At 50.6% G+C, this 18,810-nt stretch carries 15 protein-coding genes; all 15 read left to right on the forward strand.

Translation table 11 applies throughout. The annotated features are described in order from the left end of the window. Positions 1-19: 19 nt before the first annotated feature. The 15 genes from ACR9FF_RS14840 (at position 20) to ACR9FF_RS14910 (ending at position 18,766) form a co-directional block, all read left to right on the forward strand. Positions 20-883, forward strand: coding sequence for an imm11 family protein (locus tag ACR9FF_RS14840; protein WP_435171905.1), 864 nt, complete (start codon positions 20-22; stop codon positions 881-883). Then, positions 873-1,796 carry a YwqG family protein gene (locus ACR9FF_RS14845; protein WP_435171906.1) on the forward strand — a complete coding sequence of 308 codons (924 nt, stop codon included), beginning with the start codon at positions 873-875 and terminating at the stop codon, positions 1,794-1,796. Before ACR9FF_RS14840 ends, ACR9FF_RS14845 begins: the two co-directional genes overlap by 11 nt. A 231-nt stretch (positions 1,797-2,027) precedes the next feature. Further along, complete coding sequence (locus ACR9FF_RS14850; RefSeq protein ID WP_435171907.1) at positions 2,028-3,068, forward strand: phosphodiester glycosidase family protein; 1,041 nt, start codon at positions 2,028-2,030, stop codon at positions 3,066-3,068. 154 nt (positions 3,069-3,222) lie between these two features. Beyond that, positions 3,223-3,702 carry a DinB family protein gene (locus tag ACR9FF_RS14855; RefSeq protein ID WP_435171908.1) on the forward strand — a complete coding sequence of 160 codons (480 nt, stop codon included), beginning with the start codon at positions 3,223-3,225 and terminating at the stop codon, positions 3,700-3,702. A 215-nt stretch (positions 3,703-3,917) separates the two neighbouring features. After that, positions 3,918-5,024 (forward strand): BMP family ABC transporter substrate-binding protein, encoded by a 1,107-nt coding sequence (locus ACR9FF_RS14860; RefSeq protein ID WP_317979457.1) that lies wholly within the window; start codon positions 3,918-3,920, stop codon positions 5,022-5,024. Positions 5,025-5,051: 27 nt separating this feature from the next. Next, the gene (locus ACR9FF_RS14865; protein WP_435171909.1) at positions 5,052-6,029 is read left to right on the forward strand and encodes a Rieske 2Fe-2S domain-containing protein; all 978 of its coding nucleotides are present in this window, start codon (positions 5,052-5,054) and stop codon (positions 6,027-6,029) included. Positions 6,030-6,167: 138 nt separating this feature from the next. Next, positions 6,168-7,196, forward strand: coding sequence for an ROK family protein (locus ACR9FF_RS14870; RefSeq protein ID WP_435171910.1), 1,029 nt, complete (start codon positions 6,168-6,170; stop codon positions 7,194-7,196). Between the two features lie 60 nt (positions 7,197-7,256). Then, positions 7,257-8,456, forward strand: coding sequence for an MFS transporter (locus tag ACR9FF_RS14875; RefSeq protein ID WP_435172121.1), 1,200 nt, complete (start codon positions 7,257-7,259; stop codon positions 8,454-8,456). Between the two features lie 192 nt (positions 8,457-8,648). Next, positions 8,649-9,401 (forward strand): hypothetical protein, encoded by a 753-nt coding sequence (locus ACR9FF_RS14880; RefSeq protein ID WP_435171911.1) that lies wholly within the window; start codon positions 8,649-8,651, stop codon positions 9,399-9,401. Between the two features lie 55 nt (positions 9,402-9,456). Beyond that, positions 9,457-10,728 (forward strand): metal-dependent hydrolase, encoded by a 1,272-nt coding sequence (locus ACR9FF_RS14885; protein WP_435171912.1) that lies wholly within the window; start codon positions 9,457-9,459, stop codon positions 10,726-10,728. Positions 10,729-10,889: 161 nt separating this feature from the next. After that, a complete protein-coding gene (locus tag ACR9FF_RS14890) occupies positions 10,890-12,338 on the forward strand; it encodes an SWIM zinc finger family protein (RefSeq protein WP_435171913.1) in 1,449 nt (482 codons plus the stop codon). Positions 12,339-12,351: 13 nt separating this feature from the next. After that, positions 12,352-14,160, forward strand: coding sequence for a hypothetical protein (locus ACR9FF_RS14895; protein ID WP_435171914.1), 1,809 nt, complete (start codon positions 12,352-12,354; stop codon positions 14,158-14,160). Then, entirely contained in the window at positions 14,136-15,230 is a 1,095-nt protein-coding gene (locus ACR9FF_RS14900) for an ATP-binding protein (RefSeq protein WP_435171915.1), read from the forward strand. Before ACR9FF_RS14895 ends, ACR9FF_RS14900 begins: the two co-directional genes overlap by 25 nt. Next, positions 15,188-17,527: a DUF5682 family protein gene (locus ACR9FF_RS14905; protein ID WP_435171916.1), complete on the forward strand. Its 2,340-nt coding sequence runs from the start codon at positions 15,188-15,190 to the stop codon at positions 17,525-17,527. Before ACR9FF_RS14900 ends, ACR9FF_RS14905 begins: the two co-directional genes overlap by 43 nt. Before the next feature lie 3 nt (positions 17,528-17,530). Further along, positions 17,531-18,766 (forward strand): VWA domain-containing protein, encoded by a 1,236-nt coding sequence (locus ACR9FF_RS14910; protein ID WP_435171917.1) that lies wholly within the window; start codon positions 17,531-17,533, stop codon positions 18,764-18,766. Positions 18,767-18,810 lie beyond the last annotated feature (44 nt).

Raw genomic sequence — 18,810 nt, forward strand, 5'->3', positions numbered from 1 at the left:
AATCGGGAGTGTTTTAACTTTGAAGATTTGGCTGTTAGATTATCATCCATCCTATAATCACTTTAGAATTAACAACATGGATGATTATGATCGATTAACATTTAATGGAACACCATTAAGCGAGCAATGGAAAGCTCCGGAAGTTATTTTCCATGAAAATGGGAAACCAAGTGACATTATGGGTTGTCATAAGGGGGCTCTCCTTATAAATCAACGAGCAAAGAACGTATTCAAATCAACCACTCATTCCGGAGAAATAGAGTTCCTTCCTTTTGAATTTGATGGAGTTACTTATTACTTCATGCACGTACTTAATCACGTATCCTGCATTGACGCCGAAAATAGTCTGATTAAGAGGTTAAACGGAAGCAACATTATTTCGGAATACACGGAGTATGCCTTTTACGAGGAGCTTGTTAAGCCGCATCACATTATGCGCGTGAAATTCCACGAGGGAGATAGAGTCGTCAATTATCCTTTTGTGAGCGACCATATTTATGATGCTATTATCAATTCGGAGCTGAAAGGTTATCAGCTTATCGAGATTTGGGACTCTGCCTTCAGTTGGCAGGACAAACAGAAGAAGTTTGAAGCGATGGTCCAGCAAAGCAATCTGGAACGTATAAAGACGTTTAATTATTCAACAGCCAGAAAATATGCGGAGAAAAGAAAAATTACCGCATATAGTGATCGATGGGCAATAAAATTGGATGATCAAGGGCGTTTTCAACTTGGCGAGCTTCTCCTTGACGGAACCTACTCATGGATATATCCGGTCTTTATTCCCCCTGTGTTGCTTGGGCAGGTATGGGGAATCAAAGAGCCAATTCAGAGTGGGATATTGAATAGGTTTGTGAGGACGATATTTAAAAATGAAAAATAAGGCTATGAGGTTTTTCGCCATTGTTGTTATAGGAACGATCATGATTTTTTCAGTGGCATCATGTTCAAAGGGAGATGCAGAGAGTGACTCCAGCTATATGACTCAAAACGATGAGAAGTTCAAACCAACTTTAGATGAAATTGGCTTATTGGCAGACCAAGCGGGTTTAGGTTCATACTGGGATACCATTAAGCAACAAATTAGACCAGGGTTTTATATGGTACCTAAAATTGTAGATGAAGAACAGATCGGTATCGGCACCAGTAAAATCGGCGGGCATCCGGATGTGCCGGCTTCATTCATTTGGCCTTCTTGGAAAGGGCATCCCATGTCCTTTTTGGCACAAATCAATTTGGAAGAGTTTCCTATGGCATCCGTGAATCCAGAATATCCCGTAAGCGGAATTCTGTATTTCTTTTACGTCTATGATTATGAATTGTGGTATGATAACCCGAAATTTGATTCTCAAAAAAAGAAAAACAATCTGGTTTTTTATACTGCGGATACTTCGCAATTAATAAGAATGAATCCACCTGATGCATTAACGGATGAACAGGTATTCAAGTCGGGAATTATCGAGAAAAAACTAGAATTAACGATCCCGGATGGGGATTACTTGCAACAAAATAAGATTCTTAAAAAGAAAGATGTTCTGGACAAGTATTCGCTTATTTTTAAGTCTAAGTTTCAAGAAACGTATGATGTCGGAATTGGTTATCGTTTTTTAGGGCATATGACAGCCCTGCAATACGGAGGTTATCCTAAGAAGGATATTTTATTATTTCAGGCGGATTCGAACCAAGATGTCGGAATGGAATGGGACTTGTCCGGACTTCTATACTTCTTTATTAATGAGGATGACTTCAAAAAATTGTCATTCAAAAACGTCTATACGGAACGGGTAGGAACATAAAGCTGTTACGCTAAGCAGTCTCGAAACGCGAGGCCGCTTTTTTTATGGGAAAATTTACAACAAAAAAATTGCAAAAAACTGCACTTATTTATCGATTTGTTACGTCTGATAGATGTGGATGTCATCGTCATGGTTGTACTGATAATATTTACTTCTAGTATTTACGCTGCTGTTGCATTTATAATGGGCTATCATCGATAGGGTGAAGTCCGCAAAGAAAGGATGGAACTTGTGAAGAAATTTTTTGGTATTGTAGGTGTCTTTATTCTCGTTTGGGCGATTATCTCGGGTATCTTTATGTTCTTTACAGATTCCGGATATCGTCTTCGGGCGATGGCGGCGGAGACCATTTTATCGTCACAACACCGGCAGTGGGCGAAGTACACTTTTTTACCCCAAAGTGACTTGGACGCTATGCTGGAAAATATAAATAATCCGAATTACGTAAACAGCGCGTCGGGATCGGGCAATTTAGGCGGCATGGTGAACGTTAAGTCCGATAAGGATTTGTATGTGCACGTGGAGTCGATTGAGAGTTACACTAATCCCACGCATTATTACAAAGGAAAAGTCATTACGATCTCCAATCCGAATCGGGTAAAGCTCGTTAGCTCAAAGCTGAGTGACCATGGCGAACAAATCTTTGTTATCGCGAAGCGGGCCAAAGCCCTTGCCGCCATTAACGCGAGTGGTTTTGTCGACTTGGATGGGCATGGCAACGGCGGAGCTTCTACCGGTGTCGTTATTGAAGACGGCGTTATCAAAAGCCAGAATAAGAATACAAAAGAATTTGTTGCCGGCATAACGAAAGATGGCGTCATGATTACGGGCAAGTACAGCGCGAATGAGCTGGTTAACCTAGGGGTACAATATGCAGCAGGCTTCAAGCCGCAGCTTATCGTAAACGGCCAAAAAATGGTTGAAGGCGACGGCGGATGGGGCTGGGGGCCGCGTACGGCGATTGGACAAAAAGCCGACGGCAGCATCATCTTTGTCGTGATTGACGGCCGTCAAACCCGTTCCGTTGGCGCTAGCATCAAAGAAGTACAGGATTTGCTCTACGAGCGTGGAGCGGTAAATGCCATGTGCATGGATGGCGGTTCTTCCTCTTCGATGTATTTTAACGGCGATAACATTACGATTCCTTCTTCCCGCAATAATATTCCCCGTTATCTGCCGAATATCTGGGCTTTGATTCCGCAAGCCGGCGATACTCTTCACGTTGACGTGGATGGTAAAGACGTCTCTTCGCTTGAAGGACTGGGCTTGTAAGGTATAGCGTAAAACCTCTTGATGGAATGGCGACATTCCTTCGGGAGGTTTTTTTATTATCAAAATTCTTGAAGTTAACCATCGAATACTCTCCATAATGCTCTTGAGCGATAGTTGATATAATGGAGCAACTACGGAAAAAGGGGCGATATAGATGATAACGAAAACCGCCGCGAAACTTGAAAGATACGTGGAATCGGTACCCTTGCAATTAAGAGCATGGTCTGAGGAGAGAATGGCAACGTCGCGAGCCCTTGGCAAATGGTCCAGTCTGCAAATTCTCGGACATCTGTGCGATTCGGCGTTCAACAACTGCAGAAGGATCGTTGAGGCTCCGACTGCCGCAGGACTATACGTTATTACTCCATATAACCAGGACAAATGGGTTGAAGCGCAGCAGTATGCATCGGCGCCGGCAGAAGAAATTATCGCCTTATGGGAAAGCCTGAACAGATCGATGGTGAGAGTGATTTCGGCAGTCCCCGTTGATACGTTAACTACATGCCATATCCAACTGCCTAACGGCGAGAAGCATACGCTGGAATGGCTGATAAAAGATTACTTAGAGCATTTAGAGCATCATCTCAAGCAAATCTCTCCGATTTTATTGTTAGGGGAACTCCTCATACCATGAGGAGTTTTTTTATGCAAACCAAGAGAGTTATCGTACATAACCTGACGTGGATTTTATGGGAATGTGCACCAAGCACAATTTAACGAACCTCTTTTAGTATCTCAACTATATTTGATGTCAGTAATATTGACGTGGATATAACGATGACCTATATTACCTCTAAGCTTTCCGAAATTAGGTTGCATTCGTTCGGCAAATTGGGGGAGGGTCTTGGCATGAAGAAGCTCATTATGGTGGCAGCGGCAGCATTGCTTGTCTTTACGGCTGCTTGCTCGAAGGAAACAAAGACGAATTCAACGGACGCGGGTGCTGTCGCAAGCGGTGACCAGACTAAGCCTAGAGTCGCTTTTGTCTACCTTGGCGTTCCGGGGGACGGAGGCTGGACTTACGAGCATGATCAAGGCCGCAAGATGATGGAGAAAGAGCTTGGCCTTACGGCAACTACGGTTGAGAACGTACCGGAAGGGGCAGACGCGGAGCGCGTATTCGAAGAGCTTGCCGAGAAGAACGATATTATTTTTGGCACAAGCTTTGGCTACATGGATGCGATGGTTGCCGTAGCCAAGAAGCATCCCAATGTGAAATTTCTTCACGCAAGCGGCTACAAAACAGCCGACAATCTTGGCACCTACCTGGGCAAGGAATACCAAAGCGCTTATCTCGTTGGGATGGCGGCAGGCAAAATGACGAAAAACAATCATCTCGGCTATGTCGGGGCTTACCCGATTCCGGAGGTCATCTATACGATCAACGCGTTTGCGCTAGGCGTACAAAGCGTTAACCCGGAAGCGAAGGTAGATGTCGTGTGGAGCAATACTTGGTTTGATCCAACAGCCGAGCGTCAGGCGGCAACAAGCTTGCTCGACAAAGGCGTAGACGTCTTGGCCGCTTACCAGGATTCGCCGGCAAGCATTCAAGCTGCTGCCGAACGCGGGGTATGGGGAATCGGCAATGACTCGGATATGAGCAAATACGCGCCGGATTATTATATATCCAATCCGAAGTGGAACTGGGGCCCTTATTACGTGCAGACGGTAAAAGCCATTATGGATGGCACTTGGAAGTCCGAAAGCTATTTCGGTTCCATGAAGGACGGCATTACGGATATCGCGCCGTTCGGCAAGAACGTGCCGCAGGATGTCAAAGATCTGGTCGAAGCGAAGAAAAAAGAGATTCTGGAAGGAAGCTTCGATGTATTTAACGGACCTATCGCCGATCAGAGCGGAACGGAGAAAGTGCCGCAAGGCAAAGAGATGACCGTAGACGAGATTTTGAACATGAATTGGTTCGTCAAAGGCATTGAAGGGACCATACCGCAATAGTCCAAGACAGAAGGGGAAGTGGCCGGCATGATTAGAAAAGATCCTGTACTCGAGCATGAATGGCATCCTGTAGCGATTGCCGCCGATGTCAGCGACACTCCCAAGCAGGTCATTGTTCTGGGAGAGAAGGTTGTCATTTTCCGCACGAAGCAAGGCGTTAAAGCCATGAAAGACCTTTGTATTCACCGCGGTGTCCCGCTGTCGCTTGGCCGCGTGGATAATGACGAGATCGTCTGCGCTTACCATGGGTGGCGGTATGACGGCGAAGGGCGATGCGTCTGCATCCCGGCCCTGCCTAAGTCGCAGTCGATCCCGCTCAAAGCGAAAACGCAAACTTATTTATGTCAGGAACGGTACGGTTTTGTCTGGGTCTGCCTAGGAGAGCCAAGAGAGGATTACCCGCCGCTTGAAGGGAAAATAGAGGAGGGGCTTCTGCCGATCTGGATGGGACCTTATCCGGTTCAAGCATCAGCCCCTCGTGTCATCGAGAATTTCCTGGATGTCTCGCATCTGATGTTTGTGCATGAAGGGCTGCTTGGCGACAGCGAATTTGCCGAGATTAATGACTATAACGTACATCAGGTGGATGGAGCGCTAGTGACGGATGAGATTGTCGTCTACCAGCCCGACCCGGATGGACGCGGGATTGGCGTCGACAACCGGTATATCTATGAGATCTATACGCCATGCTGCGTCAAGCTGGTGAAGGGCAGCGAAGGCTCTGACGAGATCTTTCATCTGTTCCTGATCGTACTGCCGGAGACTGAAACGACTTGCACGGCGTTTATGCTGCAGCTCCGCAACTATGCGCCGGACGTTCCGGATCAGGTATTTATCGATTTCCAGAATACGCTGCTCGAGCAGGACAAACGAATTGTCGAGGAGCAAAAGCCGGAGCTGCTGCCGCTCGATCTGCAGGCGGAGCTGCATCTCAAATGCGACCGCGTCGCCATCGCTTACCGGCGCAGATTGAAAGAGCTGGGAGTAACGATCGGAACCGAATAAGATACGTAAGACGAAAAACCGCGTACCGCGGTTTTTTATTTTGTCTTCCTATATTCCCTGTTGACTTATGGGTCAGAGGACTTTATACTCCACTTATTAAAAATGTTTTAAAAAGTATTTGCTAAAAGGAGTGAGAGCATGTCATCTCACACGCATAATACGATTCAAGTGAAAAAGATGAACGTGGAACTGGTCAAAAACGCTTTGAAGGCGCAAGGGATTGCGACAAAAGCATCGATTGCCGGACTAACCAAGCTTAGCGTGGCTACCTGCGGGACGATTCTGAATGAGCTGCTTGCCATCGGCGAGATCATTGAACTTGAGCCGGATGGGGCAAATGGCGGGAGACCTGCCAAACAATACAGATACAACGCCAATTTTGGCTGCGTCATTTGTCTGCTTGTCAGGACGGAAGGCGGCATTCATTCTGTCAGCTACAGCATAGTGAATTTACTTGGCGAGACGATCAGCGAGACGGCATTGGAGCTGCCTCGCATCGACACGGATTTTATTGATCGGTTAATTGAAGGCCTAATCAACGACAATGAGAATGTGCAGGCCATCGGTATCGGTATACCCGGCGTTGTTCACCGGGGAGTGATAGGCGTATGCGATGTGCCTGCACTTGCCGGACAGCCTGTGGGACCTTATCTGGAAGACAAGTACGGGATCCCGATTACGATCGAGAATGACATGAACATGACGGTCTACGGCTTCTACCATCTTCAAAATTTTGAAGAAGACAAGACGTTTGCCGTGGTGACTTTTCCGAAGAATCATTTTCCGGGAGCCGGCTTTATCGTGGACGGCCGGATTTTGTCGGGCAACACGACATTTGGCGGCGAGGTATCGTTCCTGCCATTCGGCATCGCGCGAGAGGAGCAGCTGAGGCAGCTGCATACGGAGGAAGGCTTTATCCGGCTGGCGGTTATGACGCTAACCTCGATTATTGCCATCATTAATCCGGTAACCATCGCGATAACGGGCGAGCTGCCGCGCGAGTCGCAGCTGAAGGATCTGCAGGAGGGTTGTCTGAAGGATATTCCTCAGGAGCATATGCCGCAGCTGATTATGCAGAACAACACGCATCGGGAGTACATGACGGGACTTGTAACGGCTACGCTGGAAAGTCTTACGTACCGGCTGCAGCTCACGGAGAAAAGATAACAGATTAGGAGCACGCGAAGAGTGGAAAAAAGTATAGGCAAGTTCAACAAGATTTACGCCATGCAGCTGGCAACCATATTTATCGGATTCATTATTTTCGGGTTTTCGGAAAATATTAAGGGTCCGGCTATACCGCGCATTCAATTCGACTTTATGCTGAATGAGTCCCAGCTTGGAACCTTATTATCCTTAAACGCTTTGGGTTATTTGATAGCCTGTTCGTTTACCGCCTATTTGACGAAAATATGGGGAATTAAATGGGTTACCGTTGCCGCATTCGCTTCAATGGCGTTTTCCGGCATTCTTATCTTCTTCTCCCATCATTACTCGATGTTCTCGGCTTCGTATTTCCTTATGTATATCGGCAACGGGATGCTGGAGATTGGTCTTGCTATTCTAAGCGCCCGGATTTTCGTTAGAAATACCGGCACCATGATGAACATGACGCATGGCTTCTACGGCTTAAGCTCTACGGTTGCGCCGCTTATCGCAACCGGCCTGATGAAATTGACGATTGCCGGGCATACGCTGGACTGGCGCGGAATGTACCTGGCGATGCTAATGTTGTCGGTGATCCCGATTCTTATCGCCATGTTCAATACATTCCCGGGGGATGATATCTCGCATGAAGACCGCGTTCCTCTAAAGACCTTGCTAAGAGACCGGGTACTATGGCTAATGGTGCTTGTCCTGACGTTTGGCGTTGTTTCGGAGCTTGCCGTTGGCGGCTGGCTTGTTAACTTCCTGGAGAAGGCATATAACTGGGATACCGTAAATGCTTCCGGCATGTTGTCTATTTTCTTCTTATGCTTTGCGCTGGCCAGGCTGCTGCTTGGTCCGCTGACGGACCGGATAGGCTTCGTCCTATCTCTCATCATCTTTTCCGGGTTCTCGGCTTTATGCACCTTTGCCGCAATAGCAGGCGGCGAGAGTGTTGCGTTCCTGTTTGCAGCTTCCGGCATCGGCATTGCGATGATCTATCCGACCGTAATGGCGTTTATCGCAAAGCGCTATCCGAAAGGCAGCGATACGGCGATCACCTTTACCGTCACCATGATGGGCTTAGGCAGCGTAATCGGCAATTATCTGATTGGCGGTGTTACGGAGCTTGTCAAGCATATAGTCGGAGAAAATTCGCCGAACAGCTTGCTTCGCGGCCTTCAAGCCGGTTACGGATTCATTGGCTTATGCGCGGCATTATGCGCAATTACCGGAATTATTCTCTATATTCATTTGTCCAAAAGGAAAGAAATCATTTAAGATAGAAAAGTTAAAATAGAAAAGTTAAAATAGGAAATTTAAGATACAAACGCCAATCTCCAAGCCATGAGGGCAGGAGATTGGCGTTATTTTATGAATGGCATTTTACGATTCGAATAAATTTCAATCTTCTACGCAAGATCAAGATAAGAGAAGCGAGTGACTCCAAAGAGAGGAAGGTGATATGGAAGCATGCTTATCAATTCGAATTTTGAAAAGTACGAAGCATTTATTCGCGGATTGCCGCTCAAGCCCCGATACTCGCCGGATGACTTGCTGGTTCCGGAATTAAACGTGTTACGGGAAGGGCCAATAGAGATGTATTATGCTCCGCACAACGATTACTGCAATCCCACAGCCCAAATCATGATCGTAGGCCTCACTCCAGGCTGGAATCAAATGGAGATCGCGATACGAACAGCGAAGCTGGCTATGCTCGAGAACAAATCCGCGCAAGAAATATGCAAAGAAGCGAAAAAAGCTGCGCGATTTGCCGGGTCCATGCGAAGCAACCTGATCCACATGCTGAATGAATTGAAGTTGCATGCGTATTTCGGACTTGCGGACAGCAAAGCATTGTTTGAAGACGGTTCCCCGCTGCTTCAAACAACTTCCTTGCTTCGTTATCCCGTCTTTGTGAACAAGAAAAATTACAGCGGCCATAACCCCGAGCTTTCCAAAAACGCCTTGCTATATAGCTATGCATATCAACTAATGAACAGTGAGCTTCACGCCTTGTGCCATACTGCGCTTATTATTCCGTTAGGAAAAGCGGTGGAAACGGTATTCATGCGATTGCTTAGCGAAAAAAAGATCAGCGAGGAACAAATCTTATGGGGATTTCCTCACCCATCCGGCGCGAACGGTAATCGTCAACGACAATTCGGGCAGTCAAAAATGGAGATGGAGAAGATCCTTAGAAACTTTGCATCCTTGCAACAATAGCTCCCATTCATTCGTTTACATATTTAGGAAGACATTCGGATAATGGGGGAGTATTTTGGATCTAATCTTACATACGTTCATTCATGCCGCAGCAGGTGCCAGTACCTCGTATTTGTTCGGCAGAGCATTCACGGATTCGATTGGCAGGCGTTCCCTATTGCTCCTGTTTGGTGCGATTACAGGACTGGCGCCTGATTTCACGAAGTTTTTTGGCGATTTGTTCTTTCACTCCGTCTTTCTGATCCCGCTCATCGGTTGGATCACGGCTTACTTTTTTTCCAAGCTCCAAAAGGAATTCCCGTTCTCGCGGATGTGGCTGACGTTTATGATTAGTGCCGGAACTCATTTGTTGATCGATTATATCGGCAACGGGGTAGCTTTGTTTTATCCGCTCATTGAACATGAATACGAATTTAGCGTTATCGATCGGGATGATCCGTTTGTTTTATTCCCGATGCTGCTATCCGTTATTATCGGGCTATGGTTCCGGAAGGGCAGGTATTTAGTGCTTGCGGGCGTTCTGACATCCATCGTCTATATCGGAACGTTGACCTATTCCAAGATAAGCCTGGAACACAGCTTGGAGGAAAGGTATAAACAAGATCATATGGAGTCCTTGCTGACCTACCCGGATCCTTCGGGCAGGCAATGGAGGTTTATGCTTCGGACGGAGTCGGCTGCCGTGTTTGGCCGCGCATCCCTATTGGGGAACCGGATTGAAGTTGACAATGAATCCAGCTTCGGCAATCTGCGCGCGGAGAAAGCAGAGGCCGACGCTTCGTCCGTAACGGTATCCGGAACGATGACGCTATCCAGAAACGATATGTATACGATTATGCTCAAGCCTTATTACATCGATATCGAGCTGGTTAACGGGACATATTCCGAAGATTGGTCTCCGGGACCGTTCATGGGACCGAATTGGAGCGGAGAATTTCATCTCGTGTTGCGGGATGACATCGGCAATGAGCTGAACCGGGTCGCTTTAAATGACTTCTATACGGATCCGCTGCTGTTCAACTCTACATTTGATCTATCGTTCGATGATTATAACGGGGATGGAAACCCTGATTTTACGATAGGGCAGTATGGAACAAGCAACGGGAATTACTACAAGCTATTTACTCTGACCGGCAGCAACGAATTTAAGGAATTAGACGCGGGAGGAAGGGATGGCATGTTTATTAGTGCGGATGACTCCATGTATTCCACTCATTTGAAGAGGATTGGCGATTCTTCGTTCCAAACCGATTACTATGATAATTCTACGGGGCAACACGTGAAAAGCACCTATACATGGGCTGGAGAAGGATTTGTGAAACAGTGAGAGATTGGGAGGCATATCAATGCCTCCTTTTTTTCGGGCGGAGAATGCTCTATCATAATTGAAATCATAGGCTCATACATTAGTTGGTGGTTTCCTCAAACAGGAAATGGAGCCCATTTTGTCGAAGTTAATAGCATTCTTTAAAGTCTGAGAGGTAGATTATGACGTCATTAACGGAAGCTTATGTGGATAGCTTGGCTCCCAATGCGGGAGCGATGAAGAACGGCCGGGATCTGGTCAAAAAGAACAGCTTCCCGGTGCTCCGCAGAACGGAAGACGGGACCCTGCTGTTTGGGGAATGCAAAGGAAGCGGCAAGGAACCGTACCGCTGCTCGGTTGATTTTGTTCAGGCGGATAGTCCGGTGTCGCGCTGCTCTTGTCCAAGCCGGCAGTTCCCCTGCAAGCATACGCTTGGTTTAATGTATGCCTATGCGCTTGGTAAGCCGTTTGAACAAGCAGAGCTGCCTCCGGATATCGCGGAGAAACGGGGCAAAGCGGAAAAGCGGGAAGAGAAGAAGAAAGAAACCGAAGCAGCAGTGGCAAGCGGTGCGGCACCAGCCAAACGCAAGGTTAACAAGTCGGCGCTGGCCAAAAAAATCAATGCACAGCTGGAAGGCCTTCAGCTATTGGAGAAAATGGTGCTGCAAACCGTTCAAGGCGGACTCGGCAGCTTGAGCAAGAAGAATATCCAGCTCCTCGAGGATCAAGCGAAGGAACTTGGCAATTACTATATTCCCGGCGTTCAGGCGGAGTTGAGAGAGCTCATCCTGCTATTTGACGAGGAATCGAACCGTGAAGCGGTTTATTCCAAGGCGATCGAGCAGCTGATCCGTATCCATTCGTTGGCGAAGAAGGGAAAAGCTTATCTGGAGCGGCGTTTAGCGGAACCGGATATGCCGTTAGACACGGAATCAACGCTTGAGGAACAGCTTGGCCACGCTTGGCAGTTAGCCGAACTGAAAGAGTATGGCCGCGTGCGGCAAGCATCCGAGCTGCTGCAGCTTTCCTTTTTGTCGTATACCGATCAGGCAAGAGGAGAGTACGTGGATGCCGGTTGGTGGGCAGACCTGCAGGACGGGAAGGTTCATGCCACCCGCAATCTCCGCCCGTTCCGGGCGGCCAAGCAGCTTAAAGAAGAGGATACCGTGCACGCCGTTGTGCAAACGGATGAGCTGTACCAGTATCCGGGCGAGATCAATGCCCGCGTAAGGTGGGATAAGGGACTGTTCCGCGAGGCTGCCGTTCAGGACTACAAGGCGGTAAAGGAAGCGGCGAACGGTTCATTCCCTGAGGTGATTAAACAAGTGAAGAACATCATTAAGAATCCTCTCGTTAACCGCAATCCGGTTGTGCTAATCGCCTATCATACCATCGAGAAGTCCGGAGAAGGTTACTTGTTCCGGGATAAGCAAGGCAAGCCGATTCCGATGACATCGGAAATGATCGCTACGCCTGCGCGACTCGAGACGATTGTGCCGTTATTGCAAGAAGAGGAGCTGCGGGACCAAGCTGCGCTGGTCATGTTCCGGCATGACGTGGACAGCGGACGTCTGTCGGCGCAGCCGATGAGCATCATCACGGATAGCCGGATTATTCGGCTGTTGTACTAGAGGAGTGACTACCATGAGCGTAGATTTGTTGCTTGACCTTCAAGTTGAGGTGCGAAGATTGTTTATTGCCGGCAGCAGCCTGGCCGAGGGGGATATACGGTTATCGAAGCTGCTTCCTTCCTTGCAGAAAGCCGGGGAAGCCGCACCCGTATTCAAACGATTGGCAGATACAACGGAGGGACTTATTCAAGCTCCTCGTGCCGAAAGCGCTTTGAAGCTGCTGGAGCTGGCCACACTGCTCAGCGCCGTCCTGCATACGCAGGGCAAAACCGATGTTGCGGGAGAGACTCAGCCTGTGAGCAGCGCTGGACTGTCACTTCCTACGGAGGTGACCTTCCGGAGATTGCATCCGCTGCTCGAGGCCTTAACGACGAAGGGCTCGGGCAGGCTGGAGCAGATCCGTCAGGCTTATGAAGACCGGAGCTTCCTCGATCTTCGGGCTTTGCCCGCTTTATGCAGCGCGCTGGACGATGTTTATTCCGAAATTCCGGAATTCATTCAGCTGAAAATACTGCCGGAGTTCGGGCAAGCGGCTGTCCCTTTGCTTCAGAGCCAGCTAAATCTACAGGGCGGCAAAGGAGATGCGAGGCGTCTTCAGCTGCTTCATCTTCTGCAAGGCGAGTCCGCGCTGGAGCTCATACATGAAGCCGGCGCATCGGGCGCGCCTGAATTGAAAATTGCGGCTATCGAGCTGCTGAGCGGCTACGAAGGTCAAGAGGGCTTCCTGCTTGAGCAAAGCCGGGAAAAAAGAAAAGAAGTACGCGAAGCGGCTTATTACGCTCTGGCGCGGCTCGCATCCATTCCTTGCCAGGACCGCTTGTTTGAGGCTGTTGCATCCAAGGATGCGGAGCTTGTTATTTACCCGATCCGCAAATGTTCGGCGCTTACGCTTCATAAGCGAATCATCGCGCATGCGGAGGAACAGCTGGACCGTTATTCGGCAAGCGAAGGCAAAGCGAGAGAAGCTGCATTGCAGCAGCTCCATATCGATCTGCGCTGCTTGAACAGCCATGCGCATGAACTCGCCGAGATAGCCTTCCCGATGCTTGGCAGACTGATGGCAACCGATGAATTTATGACCGCCGACGCGGGCGTCGTGCAGGACACGGCGGCAGAGCTTCTGCTGGCGCTGGAATCGGAGCCCTCCGACCGGTTCGCGATTGGTCTGCATTCCGCCTATAAAGGCAAATTTATCGGATACAGCTTCCGCGCTGCCTTTAGGCAATTATCCCCGGCAGAGCTCTTCGACCGGTATGCGGATGCCATCAAGGGACGTTCAGCGTCCGCAAAGCTGCTGCAGCAAGCGATTCAGCAAATCGTTCACGAGCAGCTGGCAGGCAGTGACGAACGCGCCGAAGCCGTTCCGGAAGAGGCTTGGGATCGCCGCTGGGTCAAAGCGCTCGCCGGTCAGGACTTGACGGATCTGGTCTGCGCATTTGCGCATCAGAATGACCGGGACGTGACGTCCTATCTTGTTTCGAAGCTGAAGGACGGCTCAAGAGTTAACGACTACCGTACGCAAAATGTACTGCTGACGTTATTCCGCGTTGGGTTCAAGGAAGCGCCCGAGCTCTTCATGGGGCTGCTTGAGAACAAAACCTCCCGCAGCTTCTATTACATAGACTGGCGGATGAAGCAGCTGTTTGCCTCGATGCAGAAGGCTTATGCGCCTCGTCTTCGCGCTTTTGCGGAAGCACTTGCGTACGAATCGGTTAAAAATGAATTGCTGGAGATTGTTGAGGCATTGGAAGCGATGCCAGGCGATCAGGCAGGGGAGAGTGGAAAAGGAGTATGGCAATGGATCAAAAACAAAATGTATTAAGATTGCCGGCGGAGCAGCTGTATGCGCATGAGCTGGAAGCGCTGAAAGTGGCCGATAAAAATAACGAAAAGCCTGCTGGCTGGCAGCTTTCTCCCAAAGCGGTGCTTACCTTTATTACGGGCGGCCAGGCTGGCAAAACCACGATTACTCCGAAATACATCGGCAATAAACGTCTGGTCGAGATGGCGATTGCCACTCTTTTGACGGACCGGGCGCTGCTTTTGATCGGCGAGCCGGGAACGGCAAAATCCTGGCTGTCGGAAAATTTGACCGCTGCCATCCACGGAGACTCGTCCAAGGTTGTGCAGGGAACGGCAGGCACAAGCGAGGAGCATGTCCGTTATTCCTGGAACTATGCGCTTCTGCTTGCGCAGGGTCCGTCGGATCAAGCGCTGATCCGCAGCCCGATTCTTCGTGCCATGGAAGGCGGAGGAATCGCCCGCTTTGAAGAAATTTCCCGCTGCGCGTCCGAAGTGCAAGACGCTTTGATCTCTATCCTCTCGGAGAAGACAATAGCCATACCCGAGCTTGGCAGGGAGGTGCCTGCTGAACGCGGCTTCTCCATTATTGCGACCGCAAATACAAGAGACCGGGGCGTAAACGAGATGTCGGCTGCCTTGAAGCGGCGCTTCAATATTTTGGTGCTGCCGGCACCTTCTAGCCTGGATACCGAGATCGATATCGTGCGCCGCAGGGTAAGCGAAATATCCGCGAACTACGAGCTGCGCGCCTCGCAGCCGGACGACGAAGCGATTCGCAAGGTCGTGACGATTTTCCGCGAGCTTCGCAGCGGCCTGACGCTCGACGGCAAAGAGAAGGTGAAGTCGCCAAGCGGCGTAATCTCGACAGCCGAAGCGATCTCGTTGCTTACGGGCAGCATGGCGCTTGCCGGAAGCTTCGGCACCGGAGAATTGACCGACGAGGATATTGCAGCCGGGCTGCAAGGGGCAATCGTAAAGGATGACGCGAAGGATCAGCAGGTATGGAAGGAATATCTCGATAACGTGATGAAAAAAAGGGGGGCGTCATGGCGAAGCCTGTACAACGCGTGCGCGGAGATGAACGGTTGAGCGGACCGCATTATTTCGGCATCAGGCACTTGTCGCCGGCAGGCTCCTATCATCTCCTCGCCCTGCTCGGGGAGGTGAAGCCGACCGCGGTATTAATCGAGGGTCCCAGCGACGCGGGGATTCTGGCCGAGCAATTGACCGCCCGCGGCGTAGTTCCGCCGGTGGCGATGCTTGCCTATACGGACCGTCTGCCCGTTCGTACGCTTCTGTACCCGTTCGCCGACTATTCCCCCGAATATCAGGCTCTGCTGTGGGCTAGAAACCATAACTGCCATTCGGAATTTATCGATCTGCCGACGGAGGTATCCCTTGCCCTTGCCGACGCAAGAAGGGATACGGCACCCGATCTGTCGGACGGCAGCGTTCAGGAAGCCGAGACCCCTGCCGATCTCTATGGCAGAATTGCCGAGTTGTCCGGCGAACCGGATTACGAAGCGTATTGGGAACGGCATTTCGAGCATCGTTTGCAGCCGGACAGCTACCGCAGCGCGATCCGAACGTATGCGGAGGAGATGAGGGAGCTAACGGACCGGGACGAACGGAAATTGACTCCGCGAGGTTACGCCTATAACGAGATCCGGGAAGCCTTCATGCGCCGAAAAATTCTGGATACGATTAAAGCCGGTCATGAGCCGGATAAGATCGTAGTGGTCAGCGGCGCCCATCACACATCAGCCCTCACCTTGGATTTGCCTGCTATGACGGATACCGAGCTCAAGAAGCTGCCCCGCGTACCGTCCAAGATGACGTTAATGCCTTATTCCTACTATAAATTATCCTCGCATTCCGGCTATGGGGCAGGGAATCAGGCTCCTGCCTATTATTCTCTGCTGTGGCAATGCATGAAGCAAGGGAAGATGAAGGAATTGCCGGCCTTGTATCTGTCCTCCGTCGCCATGCAAATGCGGGAGCTAGGAACATGGCGTTCGACGGCTTCGGTCATCGAGGCTGTGAGAATGGCAGATGCGCTGGCGTATATGCATGACGGCGTGCTGCCGACCTGGAAGGACTTGCGGGACGCGGCCACTGTCCTTTTTGGCTTTGGAGAATTGTCATCCGTCGCAGAAGCGCTTGCGAGAGTGGATATCGGAACGGTAATCGGCAGCTTGCCGGAAGGCGTAAGCCAGACACCTGTCCAGGATGATTTGAATCGCGAGCTCAAACGGCTGAAGCTGGATAAATACAAGACGCTTGTTGCCGCCGGCCTGGAACTGGATCTAAGAGAAAACAGGCGGGTGAAATCCGAGGAATCCGCTTTCCTTGATTTGAACCGATCGGTTTTCCTGCACCGGCTTGCCGTGCTGGGAATCCGTTTTGCCCGCAAGCAGCGGGTTACTCAGGCGGACGCGACCTGGGCGGAGCATTGGGTGCTGCAATGGTCGCCGGAAGCCGAGATCGAGACGGTCGAATCTACCTTAAAAGGAGAAACGGTTGAGCTTGCGGCCGCTTACGTCATTCATGAAGAGCTGCTGGCTTGCACGAACATCGCCGAGGCAGCCAAGCTGATCCGCAAATCTTGCGAATGTGGGCTGCCGCAGGTGATGGGGCAGGCGACCGGCGCTTTGCAGCGGCTTGCCGTTGACGCTGGCAGCTTCGAGCAAATTGCCGAAACGGTGCAAGAGCTGTCCATCCTGCTGCAGTACGGCTCCATCCGCCGGATCGAGACGGAGACTTTGGTGCCCATAATGCAGCAGCTGTTCCTGCGAGGCACCCTTATGCTGCAGGATGCCGCCGGCTGCAATGACGACGCGGCGGCAGCGATGGTAACCGCTATTCAAGCGATGGATGCAGCGGCGGAAGAGCATTACCAGCTCGTGGACGGATCGCTTTGGATGAACAAGCTGAAGGAGCTTGCGGCCAGGGATGACCGCAACGCGAAGCTGTCCGGGTTCGCCTTTGCGATCGTGCTCGAGAAGAATGAAGCCGGCGAAGAGGAATGCGCGAGGGAAGTGTCGCGCCGTCTGTCGCCGGGTATTCCGGCGGACATTGGTTCCGGCTGGTTCGAAGGCATGTCGATGCGCAACCGTTACGCGTTATTGTCGAGAGATTATTTATGGCGGCAGCTGGATGAATACGTGAATTCGCTGGAGGAAGAGCCGTTCAAGCGCTCGCTGGTGTTTCTGCGGCGCGCATTCGGCGGCTTCGAACCGAGGGAGAAAGCGGCGATTGCCGAGCTGCTGGGCGATTTGTGGGGAAGCGGAGCGGAACCAACCGGCGAAGCCCTTCAACGTCCGCTTAACGAAGAAGAGAAGGAGCGGCTGGATGAACTTAACGATTTTGACTTTGGAGATATTTAGCCTATGACGACCATGGATCCGGAACAAGTCAGACGCTGGAGGCTTATATTAGGAGCTTCTGCCGAACAAAAGCTGCAGGGAGCAGGCGGTCCGCAAGGTAGACCTCTATTAAACGATGAGGATATGCTAATGGATGAAGCCCTGGCGGCTATTTACGAAGGAGAAGGGACGGGGTCAGGAGCCGGGCTTAGCGGCCAAGGCAGCGGCAATGCTTCCAAATCCCGATCTGCCGGATTGGGGGCGTCGTCCCCCAGGTTAGCCAAATGGCTTGGCGATGTGCGGCATTTTTTCCCGCCTGATGTTGTGTCCGTCATTCAGGCCGATGCCGTAGAACGCAAGGGGCTTACCCAGCTGCTATTCGAACCGGAGCTGCTGTCCCAGGTTAAACCCGATATCGGGATGGTCGCAACTTTAATGTCGCTTCGCGGCCAAATTCCGGAGCGCACGAAAGAGACCGCGCGGACACTCGTGTGGGAAGTCGTGGACGATATCATGAAGCGCCTCGAGCAGGATCTTACCCGTGCGGTTACCGGCGCTTTGAACCGGAGGCAGCATTCTCCGCTGCCTTCCTTGAGCGGTCTTGACTGGGGGGCAACCATTCGCAAGAACCTGAAGCATTACGATCAAGAACGCGGGCTGCTTATCCCGGAGAAGGTCTACTTCTTCGACCGCGCGCGGAAAAGCAAGGAATGGACCGTCATTCTCGATATCGACCAGAGCGGCTCGATGGCCAATTCCGTCATCTATGCATCGCTTGTTGGTTCCATCTTTGCGAGCATGCCTTCTCTGGAGACAAAGGTGGTTGCCTTTGATACCGAGGTGGTGGATTTAAGCGAGCAGTGTGCGAGCGATCCGGTGGATATGCTGTTCGGCATTCAGTTTGGCGGCGGGACCGATATCAATAAGTCGCTCCAATATTGCGAGCCGTTTATAACCGAACCGAAGAAGTCGATCTTTATTCTCGTCTCCGACTTGTATGAAGGCGGCAACCGGACCGAAATGATCCGGCGCTTGAAGGAGATGCATGAGTCCGGCGTAAAAACCGTCTGTCTGCTCGCCTTGTCGGATGACGGCGTACCGTCCTATGACGAATCGGTCGCGAAAAAGCTGGCGCAATACGGCATTCCTTGCTTTGGCTGCACGCCGGATAAACTGGCTGAGCTGATCGAAGGCGCTTTGAAGGGAATGGACCTTCAGCAGCTAGCCGACCGGATGGGGCAATCGGCAAAAGGAAAATAAAGATACGAAGAAAAAAAGCCTGCAGCTCGACTGCAGGCTTTTTC

Origin of the sequence: Paenibacillus glycanilyticus (assembly GCF_051200795.1) — a bacterium.
GTDB lineage: Bacteria > Bacillota > Bacilli > Paenibacillales > Paenibacillaceae > Pristimantibacillus > Pristimantibacillus glycanilyticus.